The sequence below is a fragment of the Cyclobacteriaceae bacterium genome, from assembly GCA_030584025.1.
Taxonomy (GTDB): domain Bacteria; phylum Bacteroidota; class Bacteroidia; order Cytophagales; family Cyclobacteriaceae; genus UBA2336.
This window is the reverse complement of the sequence record CP129487.1, coordinates 2,505,135-2,525,729: the sequence shown is the minus strand read 5'-3', so window position 1 is coordinate 2,525,729 and position 20,595 is coordinate 2,505,135. Positions and strand designations below refer to the sequence as shown.

The following is a 20,595-nucleotide window of genomic DNA, read 5'->3' as shown; positions in this document are numbered from 1 at the left end:
TTAATTCATTAATACGTATTCTATGCAAGACTTAAATAAAGAATTTAAACCCACCAGTTGGGCGATTGATAACAAGGTGAGCATTTATGTGGCTACCGTTATCGTTTCGCTGGCGGGTATTATGAGCTACCTGGCAATGCCCAAAGAGCAGTTTCCGGAAGTGGTGTTCCCTCAAATATTTGTGGCAACATTTTATCCGGGCCCACCCGAAGATATCGAGAACCTGATCACCAAGGAGATTGAAAAGGAAATCAAAGGTGTATCGGGTATTAAAAAACTGAAAAGCAGTTCGGTACAGGATTTCTCGACCATTATCGTTGAGTTTCAAACCGATGTAGAGATTGATAAGGCGAAACAGGATATTAAAGATGCGGTTGACCGTGCCAAGCAGGAGTTGCCAACCGATCTGGAAAACGATCCGCAGGTGATTGACATTGACATTTCTGAGATGCCGATCATGAACATCAACATTGCCGGTGATTTTAATCTTGAAACACTCAAACAGTATGGCGAAGACATGCAGGATCGCATTGAATCGCTATTAGAAATCAGACGGGTAGATATTGTGGGGGCGCTTGATCGTGAGATTCAAATCAATGTGGATATGTATAAGCTGGCGATGGCCGGTGTAAGCCTCGATGACATTCAAAGCGCGGTGGGATATGAGAACGTGATCATCCCCAGTGGGCAAATTTCGGTTGATGGTATGAAACGCTCATTAGGCGTAAATGGTGAATTTGCCTCAGCCGAGCAGTTGGGTGATCTGGTTATCACATCTGTAAAAGGCGGCAAAATTCGGTTGCGCGATGTAGCTGAAGTAATCGATAGCCACAAAGAACAGGAAAGCTTCGCGCGTTTGGACGGCAAAAACGTAATTACCCTCAACGTGGTGAAGCGCAGCGGTCGTAACCTGATTGATGCAGCCGATAAGATTAACGAAATCGTAGCCGATTTTGAAGCGAATATTTTACCGGAAGGCGTGGATATTACCATTACGGCAGATCAGTCGGAAAACACACGAATGACACTGCACGATCTGATCAACACCATCATTATCGGCTTTGTACTGGTAACCATTATTCTCATGTTCTTCATGGGCGCAACCAATGCAATCTTTGTGGGGCTTTCTGTACCGATCTCCAGCTTTATAGCCTTCATTGTCATCGATCAGTTTTTCGGCTACACACTAAACATGATGACGTTATTCTCGTTTTTGCTGGCGTTAGGTATTGTGGTTGACGATGCCATTGTGGTAATCGAAAACACACACCGCATTTACAATAACGGTAAAGTGCCGATTAAACGTGCAGCCAAGATAGCCGCTGGTGAAGTTTTCCTCCCGGTATTATCGGGTACTTTGGTTGTACTGGCACCCTTTACACCGCTGCTTTTCTGGCCAGGCATTATGGGCAGCTTTATGATCTACCTTCCAGTTACGCTGATTGTTGCGTTAGTGGCTTCACTGATTGTAGCCTATATTATGAACCCTGTGTTTGCAGTTGATTTTATGAGCAAACACGAACACGATCACTCCGGAAGCAAGTTTACAAGAGGCTTTAAGATTACCGCGGTAGTTATGGGCTCTATTGCTCTAGTATCGTATATCACCGGGCAGTTTGGGCTTGGCAACTTTGCCGTGTTCTTATTCTTGGTATATGCGCTGTACCACTTTGTGCTGTCACGGGTAATCAGTCATTTTCAAACAGATTTTTGGCCAAAGGTACAAGATTGGTATAGCAAGCGTATTGCCTGGTTGCTGGAAGGTAAACGACCCATCGGGGTATTGGTCTCCATGTTCTTTTTGTTTATTCTTTCGGTATGGTTTTTTTCGGTGCGTAACCCGCCTGTGGGTTTCTTCCCGCAAAGCGATCCAAACTTCATCTTCGCTTATGTGCGAATGCCGATAGGCACCGATCAACGTGTAACCGACTCGGTAACACACATTGTTGAGAACCGCATTACCAACGTGATGGGCGAAAAGAACCCGTTAGTGAAATCCATTATTAGCAACGTAGCCATTGGTGCCAGCGAAGATCCGTTTGAGGGCGGAGGCACACAATCATTCCCACACCTGGGTAAGGTAAGTGTGGCCTTTGTGGAATTCGCAAAACGTAATGGCCAGAGCACAGCCGTGTATATGGACAGTATTCGCTCGGTTGTGAAAGGTATTATTGGTGCAGAAATTACGGTAGCGCAGGAACAAAACGGCCCGCCAACCGGTAAGCCCATTAACATCGAATTGTCGTCCGATAACTTTAGCAGCTTAGTGGCGACTTCTGAAAATGTGAAGCGTTACCTCGATTCGTTACAGATTGGTGGAGTAGAAGAGTTGAAGTCAGATTTCCAAAGCGATAAGCCCGAGATTGTCATCAACATCGATCGTGAAAAAGCTAACCGCGAAGGCATATCTACCGGACAGATCGGTGCGGCACTGCGTACTGCCATCTATGGTGTAGAAATATCGAAATTCCGAGACGATAATGATGATTATCCCATACAATTGCGGGTGACCGAACATCAGCGCAACGATATTAATGCCTTATTGAATTTGCCGATCACTTACCGCGATATGAGTGCAGGCGGCATTGTACGCCAGGTTCCGCTTTCTGCTGTGGCAACAGTTGATTATACGAACAGCTATGCAGGTATCCGAAGAATTGACCAGAAACGTGTGATTACGCTTTCATCGAACGTACTAAACAATTACAACGCCAACGAAGTGGTACAGGAAATTGTAGAATACCTGAGGGATTATCCGTTTACCGATGACGTTACTTATAAAATGACGGGCGAGCAGGAAGAAATGGGCGAAACCATGGCCTTTATGGGTAAAGCATTTGCGATTGCCGCCATGTTGATGTTTATGATTCTGGTACTGCAGTTTAACTCCACCAGCAAACCGTTTATAGTGTTGACCGAAATTCTGTTTAGCGTAATTGGTATTCTTATCGGCTTTTCATTGTTTAAGATGGAGATTTCTGTGGTAATGTCAGGTGTGGGTATGTTGGCGCTCTCGGGTATCATTGTTCGAAACGGTATCCTGTTGGTAGAATTTACCGACCTGTTGATTGAACAAGGTGTTGAATTGAAAGCCGCCATTGTGGAAGCAGCCCGTACACGTATGACACCTGTATTGTTAACGGCTATGGCGGCAACGGCCGGTCTTATTCCATTAGCCGTTGGGTTCAATATTGATTTTGTAAAGCTGTTTACCGAACTAAACCCACACATTTTCTTCGGTGGCGATAACGTAGCATTCTGGGGACCGTTATCCTGGACGATGATCTTCGGGTTGATTTTTGGAACCATTCTTACTTTAGTGCTTGTTCCGGTATTATACCTGCTTGTAAACAGGTTAAAGTCGTGGATTTCGAGCTTTCGCTCCAAACCCATAACTACCGATGAGGAGGCAATAGAGTTACATTAAGATGCACTAGACTTTCAGAAAAGTCGTCTTTACTGTAAGACGACTTTTTTTCTATGATGTATAAGCTTATGACGTTGTTTATTTTATTGGGAGTACTGGCCTTGGTAGACTTCTATGTCTACCAGGCAGTTCTTACCGTTAGCAAAGACTGGACTTCCGGTTGGAAAGCATTCGCACGGTATGGGTTTTGGGTTTTCACAGCAATCACGTTCATAGCTATTTTGTGGTATGCCTATGGCGATCCTTACAAGTATGGTTCGCAACTTCGGAACATGGTGCTTACCGGAATTTTTATGGTGTACTTCTCCAAGTTATTTGGAGTATTGTTTTTGCTGATGGATGATATACAACGCGGTATCCGTTGGGCAACGGCTTTCTTTCAGCGAGGTGCCGAAACAAATTCAACAGGCGAAACCATTCCCCGATCAGAATTTCTGGCAAAAGCTGCAGTTATTACAGCCACCATACCGTTTGCCGCCATGACGTATGGCATTATTTCCGGTGCGCACGATTACCGCATCCGCAGAAGAACCATATACCTGCCCAATCTCCCAAAATCGTTTGACGGCATTCGTATCGGTCAGCTTTCGGATATTCATTCGGGAAGTTTCTTCAGCAAAACAGCCGTGCAGGGTGGGGTGGAAATGTTCTTGAAGGAAAAACCAGATTTAATTTTCTTTACTGGTGATCTGGTGAACAATCAAACCAGTGAGGTAAAGGATTATGTTCCAGTGTTTAGCAAACTCAAGGCACCGCTGGGCATCTATTCTGTTACCGGGAATCATGATTATGGCGATTACGTGTCGTGGTCATCGCCTGGAGCCAAGCAGAAAAACTTCCGCGATTTGATGGATGCCCATAAGGAAATGGGATTTGATTTGCTGATGAACGAGAATCGTTTGCTTGAACAAAATGGTGACAAGCTTGCCATTCTGGGCATTGAAAACTGGGGCGCTGGCAGGTTTGCAAAATACGGAAAATTAGATCAGGCTCATGCAAAAACTGATGAGGCCGCAGTGAAACTTCTGCTGTCACATGATCCTAGCCACTGGGATGCGCAGGTCCGTTCAAATTACGATGACATTGATGTGATGTTTGCTGGTCATACTCACGGTTTTCAATTTGGTGTGGAGATCGGTGGTTTTAAATGGAGCCCTTCGCAGTATGTATACAAGCAATGGGCAGGTCTCTACCAGGAAGATAATCAATACCTCTATGTAAACCGTGGCTTTGGTTACATCGGTTATCCGGGCAGGGTGGGCATTCCACCAGAGCTGACCATTATTGAATTGAAGCGAGCGTAAATAATTCCTTGTACAGATCTAACTGCTACTCATAGCCGCTTCGGCCTCTCTTCTTCTTTTTGCATCAATGGAGTACTTACCTGCGCCAAAGATGATGAAGACAATTAATCCTGCCAATACAATCAGCGACATTTCCAATTCCATGTGATTACCTACACTCAGGAATCCCTTCGGGTAATTCACAAAAATCACTGCGCCAATCAGTACGGGTAAATTAATCACGCAAACAATACGGGTAAACAACCCAAAGGCAAGCAACGGTCCGCCTAAAATGTGCGCAAACACGACATAGTGTGCCAGTGTTGCACCTGCAAACCATACATTAAAACTAGCAGCTGTGGTTTCCAGTTCATCCATGCTGGTAATGAATTGCAAACCTTTGTAGGTAATGAAGAGGCCAAGGATAATCCGGAAGATGTCCAGAAATCCCGGTCGATGCGCATTACCCCATTTTTCGACATCGGTAACGACACTCATACGACTTTGTGTTGGTGAATACAAAGTTTACAAAATTTTTGGGAGAAGGTCAATCCGCTTTTCATTTATTAAATACTCAACGATAATGTTTATTAACTTGTGCAAACGAAATTAAACCCTAACAGCATGTTCAAAGACGCTTCTGTGGATGAAATTGATACCGCATTACGCGAATCGCATTTCGCATTTCAATCCTATAGAAATCTCTCTGCAACAAAACGTGCAACTTTTCTTAGTGCTATAGCAAAGGAAATTGAAAGCCTCGGGCAAGAACTGGTAAAAACCGCAATGGAAGAAACGGCTTTGCCCGAGGCGCGCATCGTGGCAGAACGAGGACGCACCACCGGCCATCTGAACATGTTTGCGGATTACATTGAAGAAGGTTCATGGGTGGAAGCCCGTATTGATACGGCTAAACCTGATCGTGCACCGGTGCCTAAGCCTGATCTGCGCAAGATGCTTGTGCCGCTTGGTCCGGTTGTAGTTTTTGGGGCGGCCAATTTTCCATTGGCGTATTCTACAGCAGGAGGGGATACCGCATCCGCATTGGCTGCCGGTTGTACCGTAATTGTAAAAGCACATCCGGCTCATGCAAAAACTTCGCAACTGGTTGCTGATGCAATAGAAAGGGCGGCAAAAGCAAATGGGATCCCCAAAGGTGTATTTCAACATGTACATGGCGCAAGCTTTGAAGTTGGGCAGACATTGGTAAAACATCCCTTAACCAAGGCAGTAGGGTTTACTGGTTCGTATGCAGGAGGTAAGGCATTATTTGATTTAGCCAACCAACGTCAGGAACCTATACCTGTTTTTGCCGAGATGAGTAGCATTAACCCGGTAATTCTCTTGCCGGAAAGTTTAAGGAGAAATTACGCGGATGCTGCTGCAAAGCTGGCAACATCTATGACTACGGGTGTTGGTCAGTTTTGTACCAACCCCGGATTGGTTATTGCGATTGAGCATGAAGGATTAACTGATTTTGTGAAAGCGTTGGCCGTGAAAATTACTGAGCAACAACCTGAAACGATGCTACATGAAGGTATTGCTGAAAATTATTCACAAAAACTAAAGCAGGCGCTTACACAAAAGGGCGTTACAGTGGAAGCAGAGGCACAAGGCAATGCAGGTAAGCGCCAGGGCAAAGCGATTGTTGCATCAGCAACAGGATCAACATTTATGAATAATCCACTTTTGGCTGAAGAAGTATTCGGTCCGTTTTCGTTGTTGATCCGTTGTGCCGATCGACATGAACTTCACGCAGTAATTTCCAAACTTCATGGACAATTAACGGCTAGCTTGATTGGTGAGGAGTCAGAATTGAAGGAATACCAAAATTGCTTTCGCACATTGGTTGAAAAAGCTGGGCGGGTAATTATAAATGGTGTGCCAACAGGCGTTGAGGTTTGCCCGGCCATGCAACATGGCGGTCCTTTTCCGGCAACAACGGATTCGCGGTTTACTGCGGTGGGAACAGATGCGATTAAACGCTTCGCACGACCGGTGGCTTTTCAAAATTGCCCGGAAGTTTTATTGCCTGAGGAGTTAAAAGAAAATAATCCGCTAAACATCTGGCGCTTGTATAATGGCGCCTGGAAAAAGTAGGGTAATAAAAAAGCCCCAACTTTCATCAGGGCTTGGTACTTGTGTATCTGAAAATATTAGTAATCGTTGCGATTAAAATTTTTTCTGAAACCACCACCGCCACCACCGCGGTTGCCACGGGGTGCGTCTGTACGCGGACGAGCTTCATTAACCACCAGGTTTTTGCCCATGAAGTCGGCACCGTTAAGTGACGAGATGGCTTGCTGACCGGCTGAGTCATCGCTCATTTCAACGAAACCGAATCCACGGCTACGTTGTGTAAACTTGTCGAGGATGATTTTAGCGGAGCTAACTTCACCATACTCTTCGAATAACCCCTTCAATTCTGCTTCCGTTGCTTTAAAAGGGATGTTGGCAACATAAATGTTCATTTGTTTTACTGATAAAGTGAATAATTAAAATTGTAACTGATGATTCCGCCTGAAACTCAAATGCGGTTAAACATGGAGGGCTTCAAAGAAAGAGTGATCAATTAACCTTGTAAAGGTAGAAAAATAGTTCAAAGTTCCATGTGGGGGCTAAAAACTTAACTGGTGTGGTCGGCTATAATCACCCATTTTCCATTGATTTTATGCCAAAGCAGGGTGAAATGTCCGCCCGGCTCATCGTTGGTGCGCTTAAGGTGCCAACGCCCGATCATAAAGGCAGAAGTTTCAGAAAGGATATCTAGCGTAAGAATGGAAAAGGTAAGTTTACCCATGGCTTCGGGCGTGGGGTAACTTTTTTTGTAATTATCCAACGTGGTTTGCCATCCATATGTAATGCCATTTCGTCCGATGAATTTCAGGCTGTCGGATTTCCAGTAGCCTTCCATAAACGCTTCAATATCTGCACGGTTCCAGGCTTCTTGCTGGTTGTGCATTACCTGACGAATGGCACTTTCTTCTGCACGGTTACGCTGCGCAAGGAGCGTAACCGGCAAAAGAAACAAGATGATTATTTTGATCATGGCACGACTTAATATGCACGGTCAACAGACCCGGAGCCGTAAATCTTTTTGGTGGCGTTTTTGGTATTGCCTTTGTGCTTTACTGCACCGCTGCCCACAACCGTAGCGACAATCGTATCGGTTACATTAAGTTCGGCAAGGCCTGTACCGCTAACTTTAATGGTGGCTTTATCGATCGGGCAATTAAATGCGTTGATGGCGCCACTGCCACTTACTACGCCTTCCAGGTTGGAGGCATATCCTTTAATGCCCATTTTGCCTGAACCGCTCACTTCAGCTTTTACCTGATCTCCTTTAATATCCAAATCCATGCTGCCTGATCCGCCAATCGACAGGTTAAGCGTTGGCGCTGCCAATGAATTTTCAGAAATGATTTTTCCGGCACCATTTACTTGCAGCTCATTCACATTTCTTACGCTCACATAAAGTTTCATAGTGGGGTTCACCTTAATGTCATCAATCTTTGCCCAAATGCTTTTATTCGGACTTTCCGGTTTGCGATCAATGTTGATCATGAGTATCCCATCTTCAACATAGATGTTGGTGAGTTCATAAATTTCAGTAAGGGCTTCAACGCTTACTTCCTGTTTGTTGGTCTGCTTTAAGTAAACCGTGTAGTTTGAATTGTTATAAATGGCTTTGAATTCGGGTAACTCCAATGGTTTTTTGGTTACCTGGGCTACAGCCGTAAGGCTTACGCATGCAATAAGAAATGTGGCAATAAATTGTTTCATGTTTACGGGTTGATTTTTCTTGATTTCCATGTGTTGAAATTAACCGTTTATTTGGTTTTGCCGAAGTTGTTCAGCGATCTATTCGTAAGGATATCAGCGTTTTTTGCGGAAAATCGCCTTAAAAACGAGGATAAAAATTATACCCCCGATGCACATCATCAGCAGCACTTCCGGGGTTATTTGTTTTACGGCATGCATGGGTTGCGGTTAAAAGCGGTAACGTACCTGCAATTTAATATCATTTCGCGTATTTGAATCAAGGGTATCCACGCCACTGCCAATTTCTTCCCGATCGGTATAACGCAGGTAGGTATAGCGAATCCAGCAAGTAAGTTTTTTACTTAGATCGTACTGAACGAGCACGTAATTCCGGATGCCTGTTCCCGATAGGGCCGGCATGGAAAACGCCAGCCATACATCTCCCTCAAAAACGTATTGCCGGTTATCGAAATTATCAGTGTCGAACAACGCATAACGACCTGTAAGCGAAAGTTTTCCGAAATTCAGGTTTACATCCTGAAACAATACCATTCCTCGAGTAAACTCATTGTTGATGGAATACGTGCTGAATTGTGCCCGGGTTTTCAAACGCAACATTTGGTTGGCGGTGTAATCGCAGGCAATCCAATAGTTTCTTTTTATTCCATTTTCTGATAGATATAGGTTGGATTCATTACCTGAAATATTTCTGGATTTTGATTCTTCTCTTGCCTGAACGAAAAGCAGGATGTTTCGCGATGGCTGATAGTTGAATCGCAACAGAAACTCATGTCCTTCTGCCGGTCGGTAGTTCCGATATTGTAACCAAGGGAATCGAAAGAAATCCATGTAGCCCATTAAACTGTATTTTCTGTTCCACCGATATCGCCAGCCCCAATACATGCCGCGTTCATTTCGCGGAACAGTACTTTCGGCAAATGCATTGGAATACAAACTTTGAAAGTTTCGTTGGTAGTTTCGGTAATGAAACGCTACATCCAGTTGCGGGGTAAGACTCCCCAACAATCCACTGGTGACGCCAAGCCCCCCATGAATCGTTTTAGCGGCTTCCGCAAAGAATGTAAAGTTGTATCGGGAGTAATTGATATACGCACCCGCGTTATTCAGCTTGTCTCCGGAAAACGTAAACTGGTTGTAAGGTTGAGGGGATCGATTAACGGGTACATCGTAGGCAAGCCGGTGGTAGATAAGCCCAACATCCACAAAATTCTTTTTGTAGTTGATCACTACGCCCTGCTGACTTTCACCAAGTGATTTTCTGCGACTGAGTTCGGAAGTATTTCTGTGAAACCCGGTGGTTTGAAAAGCTGAAACAAATGACAAATCAGTTGAGTCTGTAGCCAAGGAGGCATCGCGGTATGTACGGGAATAAAATCCTGAGAGGTTAACATGGGGTATGATTTGGTAGGTCAATGCTGCACCGCGTAAGTAACCAATTTCATTTACAGAAGTGTATGGAGTAAAACCAAGGTTGCTTCTTCGAATGGTAGTAATGGTTTCGGCACCTTTTCCAAATCCAAAGTTACCGCCCAATATCAGGCCTTGTCCAAATTGGGCCTGGTAATCACCCAGTATCAGGTTTTTAATTTTTCCTTTGTTCAGTACCTGGGCGTGTATGGAAGTGAAATCAGCGCCATAGTATTTCTTTGATGGATTCCATTGAAGTGTTTCACCGGCATCTTTTTCGGCTGTAAATCCAAAGCTGTAATCGTCCGGTCGGCTTGATCGAAATCGCATGTACAATTTGTGTTCATCGCCATTAAATTTTTGCTCTGGAGAAACCTCATCGGTAAATCCGCGTTTTGTTTCGAGTGTATGCTCATACCGGAGCAGCAGGTAATGGCTACCATCTTCTATTACTCTTCGGAAAATTGAACTGCTTAATCTTTGGGAGAGGTCATCAACGGTAAAGAAATGAACAATCCGGTTTATGGTTTGCAGATCAAAGCCCGGTACAGCCTGCAGTTCATATACGGAAAGCAAGTTGCCATTTTCAGTTCGGTAGCGTATTAAGCTTTGAACTTGTTCTTCAGTAAGTAGATTTAAAAAACGAAGTTCTTCGGCCGTTGCTTTGTTGAGATTCAATGGATTCGCCAGCAACAAGGCAAGATTCTCGTACAAGTCTTCATAGTTCAGATCCAGATCCTGAAAGGCAAATAATTCATCGGCTAATCGTTCCAGGTCGATTTCCTTACGTGGATATTCCTGCGCATGTGCAGTTGTAAGCAAAATCATTACAATCGATATGAAGACACACTGCTTCATCGATTAAAGAAATAGTTTACTGACGTTTGGTGACTGAGGTTGAGCTGAACCGTATGTTGAATGGCATAGTCGATGGCCAGCCGTGTAGTTTTAAACCCTAGTCCGAAGAAGGCGGTATTTGGTTCGAGGTTAAAACCGGTACGTGCACAGAATTTTTTGTGGAATGAATATTCAATGCCGGTTTTCCAATTGGCATTTGCTTCCAGGTCTTTTTCAAGTTCAGTGGCTATGATTACTTTGCTTGTAGGCTTGAAGCAAATTCCGGCAGTGAGTATGGTTGGAATACGATCACCATCTTCTGAAATTTTTGGTTGGTTTATGTTTGTGATGTAGGCACCAACCGATAGCTGTTCCGTCAATTCAGCAATGCCACCAAATCCAACACTAAACACACCCCTTCGTCCGAATCCTTCGGCAGCGTATTGAATGTAATTGATTCTAATACCCAAAGCCGCCAGTCCAAACTGGTTGCTGAACCCCGCAGTAAGCAGACTCTCATTGTATACATCATCGCCAAACCGAAATACACCGCCACTGATAACGCCAACTTTTGTAGGCCATGCCAATCCTGCGGCCGCACGATTCCCTCCCGGCAAGGCAGGTCTCAGATCATACGCAAAAATGGCTGAAGGTTCTTCAAGTTTTGCAATGCCCGCCATGTTGTTGAAAATCCCCCACGAATCAAATAGCGCAGCCGAAGCGTAACCCATGCCGTTTGCACGCGCACCCATTAAGGTAGACACACTTTGTGCACCTGCATGGATAGCAAATAGAATCAATAATGCCAGTAAAACATGCTTCATGTTGGGGACAGTTGCTTGTCAGCGGCACGACTTTGTGATAATTTAGCACATGCCCGAAAATATGACAAATCTTACTGCTGGTGGCTTGATTATTTTTCTGCTTTTAACATCCGGTGCTTTCGGACAACCCGTTCAGGATCAATACCCTTCCGGGCAAATTCGGTCTGCAGGGTTGATGCAGGATGGCCGCAAAGCTGGTAAATGGCTGTATTATTATCCTACAGGAGAACTCAATGTAATTGAGCATTTTGAAAATGGAAAATTGCAAGGCGAAGTGGTATATCATTACCGGAACGGGCAGGTGGAGGGAAGGGAAGTATGGAAAGACGGTATATTAAACGACTCCGCTTTTTACTTTCATGAAAATGGTAAGCGCTATCGGTACGGAGTTTATAAACAGGGCATGTATGATGGCTTGTGGAAATACTTTTACGATAATGGAAATCCAGACAGGGAGTTAACTTATAAAAGTGGTATGCCTAATGGCGCTGTAATGCAATACAATCGGGAAGGCGTATTGATTCAGCAAGGGTTTTACCTGGACGGTAAAGAACACGGTGAATGGAAATTTTTTGATGATCAGGGTAGATTAACCTTTTCCGGATGGTATGAACACGGTGAGCGGGTAGGGGAGTGGTTTCAGTATGATAAGAAGGGGAACAAAAGAAAGTGGAAGTACTAATGGATAGGCCCGGTGTAAGGAAATTTTTTTTGAAACCCCGGACTGTTTGGGTTTGTTAGTGCACGCGAATTTTTTACATAATAAAATCTACCATTTTTTTTACGCGTAATTAGCAAAGTGGTTAATCCTTCCTGGTTTTCTGTATGGTCAAATTCAAGCAGGGTAAGTGAGCTTAATACAAGTGAAGTTAATTCTTTTGGAAAGACTTCTACTCTTGTAGTAGAATGATCGTTTCGGCTAATGATGTTGATGTATATATCTTCAGGTTTTTTGGTAAGTGTTTTGGTGCCTTTGTTAAGTGATTTTGAAAAGCCAGTAAGGTTCCTGGTATATAGCATCTTTTTTAGCAAAAGTGATTCTGGATCAAGGTAACAATTAAAGAAGTCTTGGTTATGGGGATAGTGTTCGGGGAAGAGTAGTGTAAATTCTTGAATAAGAGAGTCCCGCAGGTATTGAAGATTTAATGAATGAAGTTGGTATAGTGCATTAAGAATTAAGCCATTTGTGAGGTAAAAAATAATTGAATCTATTTTGGTATCTAATTCAAACAATGTAATGTGTTTTCTTTTTAGTAGCGTGTCGATGTATTCATCTCCGTTAAGTTCAGCTACTCTCACGTGGGCTAACGCTTCATTTTCGAGTACATTGAATGCAAACCAATTTTGAGCTATGGTATCTGACAGTAATACATCACCTTGTAAATTCGAAACCACTATTACGTACGAATGTTTAGTAATATCTTCTTTTTGAAATTCGCCACAACGATTGAGTCCAGTATTAATTGACCAACTTATGATGATGTTTCCTGGAACTACTTCTTGGTTGAAGTCAAATTTGTACTTTTTGCAGGGATATCCATCTGCTTCCACGTAAGGAGTAACTAATAGACCTATTAGGAGTATAAAGAGATTATATTTCTTTGAGACCATGTCAAGAATTCATTGAATATAGGAGGAACATATTAAAACTCCTTCTTGATGTGAAAGAAAAATCCTGCGCGACCTTCGCTGTTTAAGGTATATTCAAAGCGCAACACCACATCGTACGAACTGACAATGTCAATACCCATACCGGTACCAGCCATTAACGTGTTGGATAGCCGGGTGTTCAGCTCATTTTCATTATAGAAGGGATAGTTTTTTACATATCCGAAATCGGCATAGGTTTTTAAGTAAATGGAAAGTGGTACGTATTTGAACTGTTTAAACCGTGAGCCTTCCATGCTGTAAATGCGATGAAATATGCGTTTCTTCAGAGTGGTCTTATTCAGAAAGAACAAAGGCCCCTCCACCACATTCACTTCATAACCGCGAACAAACAAGCGATTATAACCAAGTACCCCAAAATTATGATACGGAATGTTATTCTTGTTGCTCCAGTATCCAAACGTAAGGTTGGATAGAAAGTAATTTTTTTTCAGATCCATGTAGCGGGCATAGCTCACCCAGGTATCCAGTTTCTCCAGATCTTCACTTATAGCGAAGCCTACTTTTTGCAGGTGAAAAACAAAATGATACCCGCGCAATGGATAAGCGATCACATCGCGGTGATCGGAAATAAATTCGTAGCTGAGTATATCAAATTTTTGAAGCTGCCGTTCTGTACCTAAATAATGCGGGTTGATCGCATACAGGGAGTCAGAAATACTTGTTCTTCGGAAGGCATAACCTAGCCGGTGGTGATTGTAAAAGGAATTCCGATACGTATAGGTAAGTTCCATTCCCCGCATATTGCGCAACACCCGATCGGTTTCCAGAAATGTTAGCTTATGATCGTCTGTGCGATAGGCCACGTTCTTGGCATCAATAAAATCGGTTTTGAAAATGAGTCCTTGCTTTTGGCGTTTGTCCAGGTAGGGGATGCGATACATCAGTTCAAACCTTCGTACATAACCGAATTGTGCAGTAAGCACGAGTGTTTCATTTCGTCCGCGTACATTGTATTGAAAAAGTTTTAATCCATAATTAACGCGTTTAAAATCGTGGTTGTAGTTCTCCCACCATTCGTTGAAGTTTCGGTCGGCCAGTTCAAAAATCGGCACCGGAAAGGTATACCAACGTTCATTCACCTCCACTAACAAGTCGGCCTTTCCGGGTTGAAGTTCGAGGGGCCGTATTTCAACGGCATTGAACAGGTGCAGGTTAAAAAGTTTATTCTGATCCTTCTCTAAAACTTTGGGTAGTTCCAGGTTAAAAATGCTGTCCCCTGGTTTAAGCGAAAGTTCACGCAAGATGATGCTCTCGCGTGTCAACTTATTTCCTAAGACAAAAATCCGGTTGATTTCTACATAATAGCCAACACTATCAGTATAGGTTTCAGTTTTTGAGCGATTCTTTTTTCTGACAGAATCGGGTGCATGAAGGGCAAGATCAGGATTTTCTTTTCCTGAAACTGGCAGCAGAAGGAGTATTCCTCCCAACATAACCAGCGCCCTGATGTTTTGATATATGCACCGGATCAAAAAGGTTATTCGTTTACTTCCTGCTTGCTTTTCCTGAACGATAAAATCAACACCACGATACCAACTAGCACTAACGGAATACTGTACAATTGACCATAATTAATTCCGTATTTATCAATAAAGTCAAGTTCACTGCTTACCTGCACTTCTTTCAAGTATTCGTAAGCAAAGCGCAAGGACCACAGTACAATCATGAAGATGCCAAAAATCCGGCCTGCAGGCAGCTTTGCTTTGTCGCGGTACCAGAGCCAAAATAAAAACGCAAACAAGATCACGCATGAAATAGATTCATACAATTGCGCGGGATGGCGTGGTATAGCATGCGTATTTACAACTGCTGCGTATTGGCCATTATCTTCTTTGCCCAGTTTGAAGTTTAGTGTTTCGTCAACGTACAGATGTTCGCGTACATAACTGGAGTATACCAACCGGTCATACAGCTTGTTGTTCATGAAGGCAGCCGCTCGCAACGAATCTTCACTCGCCTTGAACTCGATGAGTAATTTTATGGGTGGGTAGCCTTCTTGATTCAGATTACCTGAACCGCTTGAGAAATGTACTTCTTCTATGCCCGGATCACTTTTTAATACTTCTGATACATTGCGGGCAAACACCACACCGCTGTTTGATTCGGTTGGCTTGCCAATGATTTCGGAATTGAAAAAATTACCCAAGCGGATTAGGGCACCAGTCAGGGCAACCAAAATCACAATACGATCAAGAATCTGTAGGTATGACTGACCCGGTCTTTTCTTGCGGGCATATAACCACAAGGCAAACAAAATACCGAACGCAGCACCGTGACTGGCCAAGCCGCCTTCCCATATTTTAAGAATATCAATCGGGTTTGAGAGGTAGCGCTCAGGCTCATAAAACAAAACGTGACCTAAACGTGCACCAATAATGGTGGCAATAACCATGTAAATGGTTAGTGTATCTACGTCCTTTTCGGGTTTGCCCTCTTGTTTAAAGATATAGTATAATATCTGCTGGCTTAACAAGAAGCCCAAGGCAAACAATAGTCCATACCAACGAAGGGTTACCGGCCCAATGGAAAAGATGTCGGGGCTTGTGTTCCAGATTATATAACTCAGTAAACTCATGGTCGCAAATATATACGGATTATGGATTAATTGAAGATTGTAAAATAGGGATTAGTGAGCTTCTAATAAAGCAAGTTCTTCGGTAAATCCCGATGATAATATAGGAAATCTGCACCACGATCGTGGGTCAACATTGAAATCATCCAGATGGAAAGATGGTGCCAGTCGTTCACGTTTCCATTGATTGGCGGCCCACATGCGGAAGAATTTCCTGATATGGTTTTTCAGGGCGGTTTTGTCAGCAAAATCTGACTTTAAAATCTCAAATACTTCAAGTGGTGATTTTCTTTTCAATATAGCTTGTCGCTCAATGGCCATCAGCACACCATATGGCATCAGGTCGTCTTCATCGGTTTGATTTTTTTCGGACGGACGAAGTTCAGCTGTGGGTTGTAAGTTATTCACATGCTTCAATCCAGTATACCCCAACTCTTGTTCAGCCCATTTCAGCCATGCCAAAATGGTAGGCTTGCCAATGCCGGCAATAGGCGCCAGACTGCCACTGGTATCGCCATCCATGGTGGCGTAACCCACATCGCCTTCACTTCGGTTTGAGGTGGTCAGCAGGATGCTTTGCCGGATGTTGGCTAACATCCAGATGATGGGAGACCGGGCACGTGCCTGTATGTTTTGCAAGGCAATATCATCCTGATCCCATGTTAATGTTCGGCCTAAACTTTTTTCAATTTTTTTGGTGTATGTATCCACTTCATCTTGAATACTCCAATGGTAAAATGTTGCGCCTAATGATGTGGCCAATGATTGGGCGGCCTCAAGTGTTTTTTTAGATGAATTTTTGGAGCCTTGATATGCACAGACCAACAATTGCTTTACCGCATCTTGTTGATTTTTAACAGCTGTTAAACCAATGCTGTTGCAAAACACATCCCAGCCCAATGTGTCGCTTGCACGTTTTACCATTTCGGCCACCAATACGGCACACATGGAAGAATCAGCACCACCGCTAAGGGAGAGCGCAAAGCCTTTGGCCTTGCTTTTTCGAAGGTAGTCGTACAAGGCCAAGGTGGCAGCTTTGGTTAATTCTTCATTCCGGTCTTTTGAATCAGCCAAAAGTTTTTGTTCACTTTTCTGAGGATGCTCAAAATCAATTTCGCAGGTTAATACATTAAACCGCTTAAATGACAAGCGGTTGTTTTGTGCGATTAATTCGCCCTTTTGTGCAAAAAGAATATCTCCGTCATAGATCATACGGCCTGCTTCATTGCCCAACAGGTTGCAGAAAATGTAAACACAGTTAAATAGTCTTGATCCATCAAGCGCCACTTCTGATTCGCGGTTGCTGCTCTTGCCCATAGCAAAATGGCTGGCACTAGGATTGAGGATTAGATCAACGCCACGTTTTTGAAAATTATAGCCGGGCCTTTTTTCTTTACTCCATCCATCTTCACAAATTTCAATTCCAAAGCGAATGCCGTTCGATTCATATATGAGATCACCAGCCTGGAAGGTTACTCCCTGGCGGGTTAACGTGATCACTTTTCCGGCCTGCCACGGAGTAAACCACCTTGGCTCATAGTGAACACCATCATTGGGCAAATTTTGTTTCAAGGTAATTCCAAGAATCTCCTTGTTATGAACAACGCATGAACCGTTGTATGTGCGCCCGTCAATGCGAAGGGGTAACCCGATGTTGACCGTGATATCGGCACAATGCTCTTTCAGTTTCAGTAATTGCTCAAAGGCGCTTTCACTGAGCCAGTCGCTGAGAAATACATCTTCGCATCCATAGCCGGTAGTGCATAGCTCGGGCAGACAAAGTATGCGGGCACCTTCTTGCTTAGCGTGATGAATGGCCTCAATAATATTTTCTGTATTTCCTTTCCAATCGAAAGGAGTCTGGTTTAAGGTTGCGCCTGCCAGTTTTAATCGTTTCACGATAATGCCTCCAGTATTTTTAATTGTTCGCAGGTTTTATAAGCCGCATCTTGCTCTGCTTTTTTCTTGCTATTGCCAAAGCCAGTTCCCGCTACAGTATTGTCAATGATTACCTGAGCGGTAAACTCCTTGTGTATTCTGCCTTTTTTAATGTCAACAATTTCAAAGCGCACCTCCTTGTTTTCGCGCTGGCACCATTCAATCACTTTGCTTTTAAAGTTGGTTTGTGTACTGACCAGTTCATCCAAATCATAATTGGGTACGATGAGTTTGTTGATAACAAAACGTTTGGTGCGAAGATATCCTTTGTCGAGGTAGATTGCGCCCACAATGGCTTCCAGGGTATTTCCAAGAATTACTTGTTGTAATTGCTGATTTTTTTGGTCGTATTGAACGATGTTGCCAATTCCGATTTTGCGAGCCAACAGGTTCAACGACTCACGATTTACAATTCGTGAACGCATTTCTGTCAGAAAGCCTTCTGTTTTATAAGGGAATTTCTTGAATAAAAAATCAGCGACTGCGGCACCGAGAATGGCATCACCCAAATACTCCAGACGTTCGTTGTTTTCCTTAAACCCATTGCCGTTCTCTTTTACAATTGAACTATGGCGCGTGGCCAGCCGATACAGTTCCAGATTAACCGGAGTGAAGCCCGCTATGTTATGAATAGCTGTGATCAGCTGTTTGTCGGATGAGGATTTTTTACCGGTGATTTTAAGAATTCGCCACACGTGATCAGGCACAAATATTTAATCCCCTAAGGTAAGCAAAGGGATTTAATTGACCGATAAACATGGGGATCAGGCTTTGCGGAAAATGATGGAGGCATTATGGCCACCAAAGCCAAACGTGTTACTTAAGGCAACTTTTACATCGCGTTTTTGCGCTTTGTTAAGCGTCAGGTTCAAACGCGAATCCAACTGGTCGTCAGGCGTGGAATTATTGATGGTAGGCGGAACAACACCTTCGTTAATGGCCATCAAACAAGCCAGCGCTTCAATGGCACCGGCTGCACCGAGTAAATGCCCGGTCATGGATTTGGTTGAGCTGATGTTCATCTTAAACACATGGTCGCCAAATACCTGGGTAATGGCCTTGATCTCACCAATATCGCCAAGAGGCGTTGAGGTTCCATGTGTATTGATGTAATCCACTTCTTGCGGTTTGATGCCTGCATCTTCCAATGCATTTTCCATCACTTTGGTAATGCCTGCGCCTTCCGGGTGTGGGGCAGTAATGTGGTATGCATCGGCCGACATGCCTCCGCCAATCACTTCGGCATAAATTTTTGCACCGCGTTTTTTGGCGTGCTCGTACTCTTCAAGAACCAATGCACCGGCACCTTCTCCCAATACAAAACCATCGCGCTCCTTGTCGTAAGGGCGAGATGCTGTTTCAGGCGAATCATTGCGCTCGGATAATGCCTTCATGGCGTTAAATCCACCAACACCGGCTTCGCAAACTGCAGCTTCTGAACCACCGGAAACAATCACATCCGCCTTACCTAAACGAATGTAGGTAAAGGCATCGTAAATGGCGTTGGTGGAAGATGCACAAGCCGAAACGGTTACAAAGTTTGGCCCGCGAAAGCCATACTTGATGGAGATGTGACCTGCACTCAGGTCGGGAATCATTTTTGGAATAAAGAACGGGTTGAAGCGAGGTGTGCCATCGCCTTTGGCGAATGACTTCACTTCTTCCTGAAAGGTAAGTAACCCTCCGATGCCTGATCCCCAGATTACACCAATGCGATGCGGATCCAGTTCTGACAGCGGAAGGTTTGAGTCTTTGATGGCCTCATCGGCAACCACCATTGCGTATTGCGCGAAGGGGTCCATCTTGCGGGCCTCCTTGCGATCCATAAAATTACCGATGTCGAAGTTTTTTACTTCGCAGGCAAATTTGGTTTTAAAAAGAGTAGCATCGAAACGGGTTATAGGGGCAGCACCACTGGTACCGGCTTTCAGTCCTTCCCAGTATTCCCTAAGGGTGTTCCCGATAGGGGTAAGTGCACCAAGTCCGGTGACAACTACTCGCTTTAAAGTCATACGTAAAAAATGTGCGTGAGGTAAAAGGTCGTCTTACTTCTTAACGTTCTGTTCCAGGTAAGAGATCGCCTGGCCAACGGTAGAAATGTTTTCGGCCTGATCGTCAGGAATAGAAATGTTGAATTCCTTTTCGAACTCCATAATCAGTTCAACAGTATCAAGGGAGTCAGCGCCAAGGTCGTTGGTAAAGCTTGCTTCAGGAGTAACTTCAGATTCTTCAACACCGAGTTTGTCGATGATAATCTGTTTTACTTTTTGTGCGATTTCAGACATGTTTTTAAGGTTTTAAGATTTAAAAATCCCTGCAAAGAAAGATATTTACTGCAATATTGTCAAACTTTTTTAATCCGGGCCGATATGCCCAAAACCCGCTGAAATTGCACCGGAAATGAAGAAAACCAAGCTGGTTATTGAGTATGATTTCGACTTCGAACTGGCCGGCATTATCTCGGCTTTGAAAGGTTATAAACTGGCCTGGGAGATTAATCAGAAACTGGGTGTAAAGCTTGTGCGGCAGCCCGATCTGGCGGTTGGATTCAAAAATCAGGAGGAACGATATTTTTCTTTTTATGCATATGAAACGCGTCTCAATCGATTGAAACTGTTTAAAAACAAACCTATCGATTACGAGACCGGAAAGTATTTTCTGGTGCCTGAATTTCCTCGTTTTGATTTTATACTTTTGACAGCATCAGAAGATGTTAATTTTACTTCTATGGTTCTGCAAGCGATAAAAGAAATTCCTTCCATTGAACTGGTAGCTCCCATAGCGGCTGATTCGTTAAAGTCGAGAAGTAACTTTGTTTTTTAACACCCGTACCCACAACCTTTTTAGAATTTC

The 20,595-nt window shown here is 43.7% G+C and carries 18 protein-coding genes; 5 read left to right on the top strand and 13 right to left on the bottom strand.

The features are described 5' to 3' along the window. Window positions 1-22: 22 nt before the first annotated feature. Together QY309_11250 and QY309_11245 are read left to right on the top strand one after the other, a co-directional pair. Window positions 23-3,427 carry an efflux RND transporter permease subunit gene (locus tag QY309_11250; GenBank protein ID WKZ58444.1) on the top strand — a complete coding sequence of 1,135 codons (3,405 nt, stop codon included), beginning with the start codon at window positions 23-25 and terminating at the stop codon, window positions 3,425-3,427. A gap of 56 nt (window positions 3,428-3,483) precedes the next feature. After that, a complete protein-coding gene (locus tag QY309_11245) occupies window positions 3,484-4,731 on the top strand; it encodes a metallophosphoesterase (protein WKZ61699.1) in 1,248 nt (415 codons plus the stop codon). A gap of 18 nt (window positions 4,732-4,749) precedes the next feature. Here QY309_11245 and QY309_11240 read toward each other — a convergent pair whose 3' ends face one another. Then, window positions 4,750-5,208 (bottom strand): DoxX family protein, encoded by a 459-nt coding sequence (locus QY309_11240; GenBank protein ID WKZ58443.1) that lies wholly within the window; start codon window positions 5,206-5,208, stop codon window positions 4,750-4,752. A 126-nt stretch (window positions 5,209-5,334) separates the two neighbouring features. On the opposite strand from QY309_11240, the gene QY309_11235 reads away from it, so the two are divergent. Beyond that, a complete protein-coding gene (locus QY309_11235) occupies window positions 5,335-6,810 on the top strand; it encodes an aldehyde dehydrogenase (NADP(+)) (protein WKZ58442.1) in 1,476 nt (491 codons plus the stop codon). 56 nt (window positions 6,811-6,866) lie between these two features. Here QY309_11235 and QY309_11230 read toward each other — a convergent pair whose 3' ends face one another. The 5 genes from QY309_11230 to QY309_11210 all read right to left on the bottom strand — a co-directional run bounded on the left by QY309_11230 (window position 6,867) and on the right by QY309_11210 (window position 11,561). Beyond that, on the bottom strand, window positions 6,867-7,181 hold the full coding sequence (locus QY309_11230; GenBank protein WKZ58441.1) for an RNA-binding protein: 315 nt from the start codon (window positions 7,179-7,181) through the stop codon (window positions 6,867-6,869). Between the two features lie 155 nt (window positions 7,182-7,336). Then, complete coding sequence (locus QY309_11225; GenBank protein WKZ58440.1) at window positions 7,337-7,759, bottom strand: nuclear transport factor 2 family protein; 423 nt, start codon at window positions 7,757-7,759, stop codon at window positions 7,337-7,339. An 8-nt stretch (window positions 7,760-7,767) separates the two neighbouring features. After that, complete coding sequence (locus QY309_11220) at window positions 7,768-8,523, bottom strand: head GIN domain-containing protein (protein ID WKZ58439.1); 756 nt, start codon at window positions 8,521-8,523, stop codon at window positions 7,768-7,770. A gap of 177 nt (window positions 8,524-8,700) precedes the next feature. After that, complete coding sequence (locus QY309_11215) at window positions 8,701-10,758, bottom strand: helix-hairpin-helix domain-containing protein (protein ID WKZ58438.1); 2,058 nt, start codon at window positions 10,756-10,758, stop codon at window positions 8,701-8,703. Next, the gene (locus tag QY309_11210; GenBank protein ID WKZ58437.1) at window positions 10,755-11,561 is read right to left on the bottom strand and encodes a hypothetical protein; all 807 of its coding nucleotides are present in this window, start codon (window positions 11,559-11,561) and stop codon (window positions 10,755-10,757) included. The genes QY309_11215 and QY309_11210 overlap by 4 nt, the downstream gene beginning before the upstream one ends. Window positions 11,562-11,622: 61 nt before the next feature. On the opposite strand from QY309_11210, the gene QY309_11205 reads away from it, so the two are divergent. Beyond that, window positions 11,623-12,243 (top strand): toxin-antitoxin system YwqK family antitoxin, encoded by a 621-nt coding sequence (locus QY309_11205; GenBank protein ID WKZ58436.1) that lies wholly within the window; start codon window positions 11,623-11,625, stop codon window positions 12,241-12,243. Here QY309_11205 and QY309_11200 read toward each other — a convergent pair. The 7 genes from QY309_11200 to QY309_11170 all read right to left on the bottom strand — a co-directional run bounded on the left by QY309_11200 (window position 12,240) and on the right by QY309_11170 (window position 20,027). After that, on the bottom strand, window positions 12,240-13,112 hold the full coding sequence (locus QY309_11200; protein ID WKZ58435.1) for a hypothetical protein: 873 nt from the start codon (window positions 13,110-13,112) through the stop codon (window positions 12,240-12,242). The genes QY309_11205 and QY309_11200 overlap by 4 nt on opposite strands. A gap of 92 nt (window positions 13,113-13,204) precedes the next feature. Next, window positions 13,205-14,704 carry a POTRA domain-containing protein gene (locus QY309_11195; GenBank protein WKZ58434.1) on the bottom strand — a complete coding sequence of 500 codons (1,500 nt, stop codon included), beginning with the start codon at window positions 14,702-14,704 and terminating at the stop codon, window positions 13,205-13,207. A gap of 5 nt (window positions 14,705-14,709) precedes the next feature. Further along, window positions 14,710-15,807 carry a prolipoprotein diacylglyceryl transferase gene (gene lgt / locus QY309_11190; protein ID WKZ58433.1) on the bottom strand — a complete coding sequence of 366 codons (1,098 nt, stop codon included), beginning with the start codon at window positions 15,805-15,807 and terminating at the stop codon, window positions 14,710-14,712. A 51-nt stretch (window positions 15,808-15,858) separates the two neighbouring features. Beyond that, window positions 15,859-17,703 (bottom strand): NAD(+) synthase, encoded by a 1,845-nt coding sequence (nadE, locus tag QY309_11185; GenBank protein WKZ58432.1) that lies wholly within the window; start codon window positions 17,701-17,703, stop codon window positions 15,859-15,861. After that, window positions 17,700-18,437: a ribonuclease III gene (gene rnc, locus QY309_11180; protein ID WKZ58431.1), complete on the bottom strand. Its 738-nt coding sequence runs from the start codon at window positions 18,435-18,437 to the stop codon at window positions 17,700-17,702. Before rnc ends, nadE begins: the two co-directional genes overlap by 4 nt. A gap of 69 nt (window positions 18,438-18,506) precedes the next feature. Next, on the bottom strand, window positions 18,507-19,754 hold the full coding sequence (gene fabF / locus QY309_11175) for a beta-ketoacyl-ACP synthase II (protein WKZ58430.1): 1,248 nt from the start codon (window positions 19,752-19,754) through the stop codon (window positions 18,507-18,509). A gap of 33 nt (window positions 19,755-19,787) precedes the next feature. Beyond that, window positions 19,788-20,027 carry an acyl carrier protein gene (locus tag QY309_11170; protein ID WKZ58429.1) on the bottom strand — a complete coding sequence of 80 codons (240 nt, stop codon included), beginning with the start codon at window positions 20,025-20,027 and terminating at the stop codon, window positions 19,788-19,790. Between the two features lie 115 nt (window positions 20,028-20,142). Between QY309_11170 and QY309_11165 the strand changes: the two genes are divergently transcribed. After that, a complete protein-coding gene (locus QY309_11165; protein WKZ58428.1) occupies window positions 20,143-20,565 on the top strand; it encodes an IPExxxVDY family protein in 423 nt (140 codons plus the stop codon). Window positions 20,566-20,595 lie beyond the last annotated feature (30 nt).

Coding starts and splice junctions, on each gene's coding strand:
- QY309_11240 (WKZ58443.1), bottom strand. CDS start 5,208: ATGAGTGTCGTTACCGATGTCGAAAAATGGGGTAATGCGCATCGACCG.
- QY309_11220 (WKZ58439.1), bottom strand. CDS start 8,523: ATGGAAATCAAGAAAAATCAACCCGTAAACATGAAACAATTTATTGCC.
- QY309_11165 (WKZ58428.1), top strand. CDS start 20,143: ATGAAGAAAACCAAGCTGGTTATTGAGTATGATTTCGACTTCGAACTG.
- QY309_11250 (WKZ58444.1), top strand. CDS start 23: ATGCAAGACTTAAATAAAGAATTTAAACCCACCAGTTGGGCGATTGAT.
- QY309_11170 (WKZ58429.1), bottom strand. CDS start 20,027: ATGTCTGAAATCGCACAAAAAGTAAAACAGATTATCATCGACAAACTC.
- QY309_11225 (WKZ58440.1), bottom strand. CDS start 7,759: ATGATCAAAATAATCATCTTGTTTCTTTTGCCGGTTACGCTCCTTGCG.
- fabF (WKZ58430.1), bottom strand. CDS start 19,754: ATGACTTTAAAGCGAGTAGTTGTCACCGGACTTGGTGCACTTACCCCT.
- QY309_11215 (WKZ58438.1), bottom strand. CDS start 10,758: ATGAAGCAGTGTGTCTTCATATCGATTGTAATGATTTTGCTTACAACT.
- QY309_11245 (WKZ61699.1), top strand. CDS start 3,484: ATGTATAAGCTTATGACGTTGTTTATTTTATTGGGAGTACTGGCCTTG.
- lgt (WKZ58433.1), bottom strand. CDS start 15,807: ATGAGTTTACTGAGTTATATAATCTGGAACACAAGCCCCGACATCTTT.
- QY309_11210 (WKZ58437.1), bottom strand. CDS start 11,561: ATGAAGCATGTTTTACTGGCATTATTGATTCTATTTGCTATCCATGCA.
- QY309_11205 (WKZ58436.1), top strand. CDS start 11,623: ATGACAAATCTTACTGCTGGTGGCTTGATTATTTTTCTGCTTTTAACA.
- QY309_11235 (WKZ58442.1), top strand. CDS start 5,335: ATGTTCAAAGACGCTTCTGTGGATGAAATTGATACCGCATTACGCGAA.
- QY309_11230 (WKZ58441.1), bottom strand. CDS start 7,181: ATGAACATTTATGTTGCCAACATCCCTTTTAAAGCAACGGAAGCAGAA.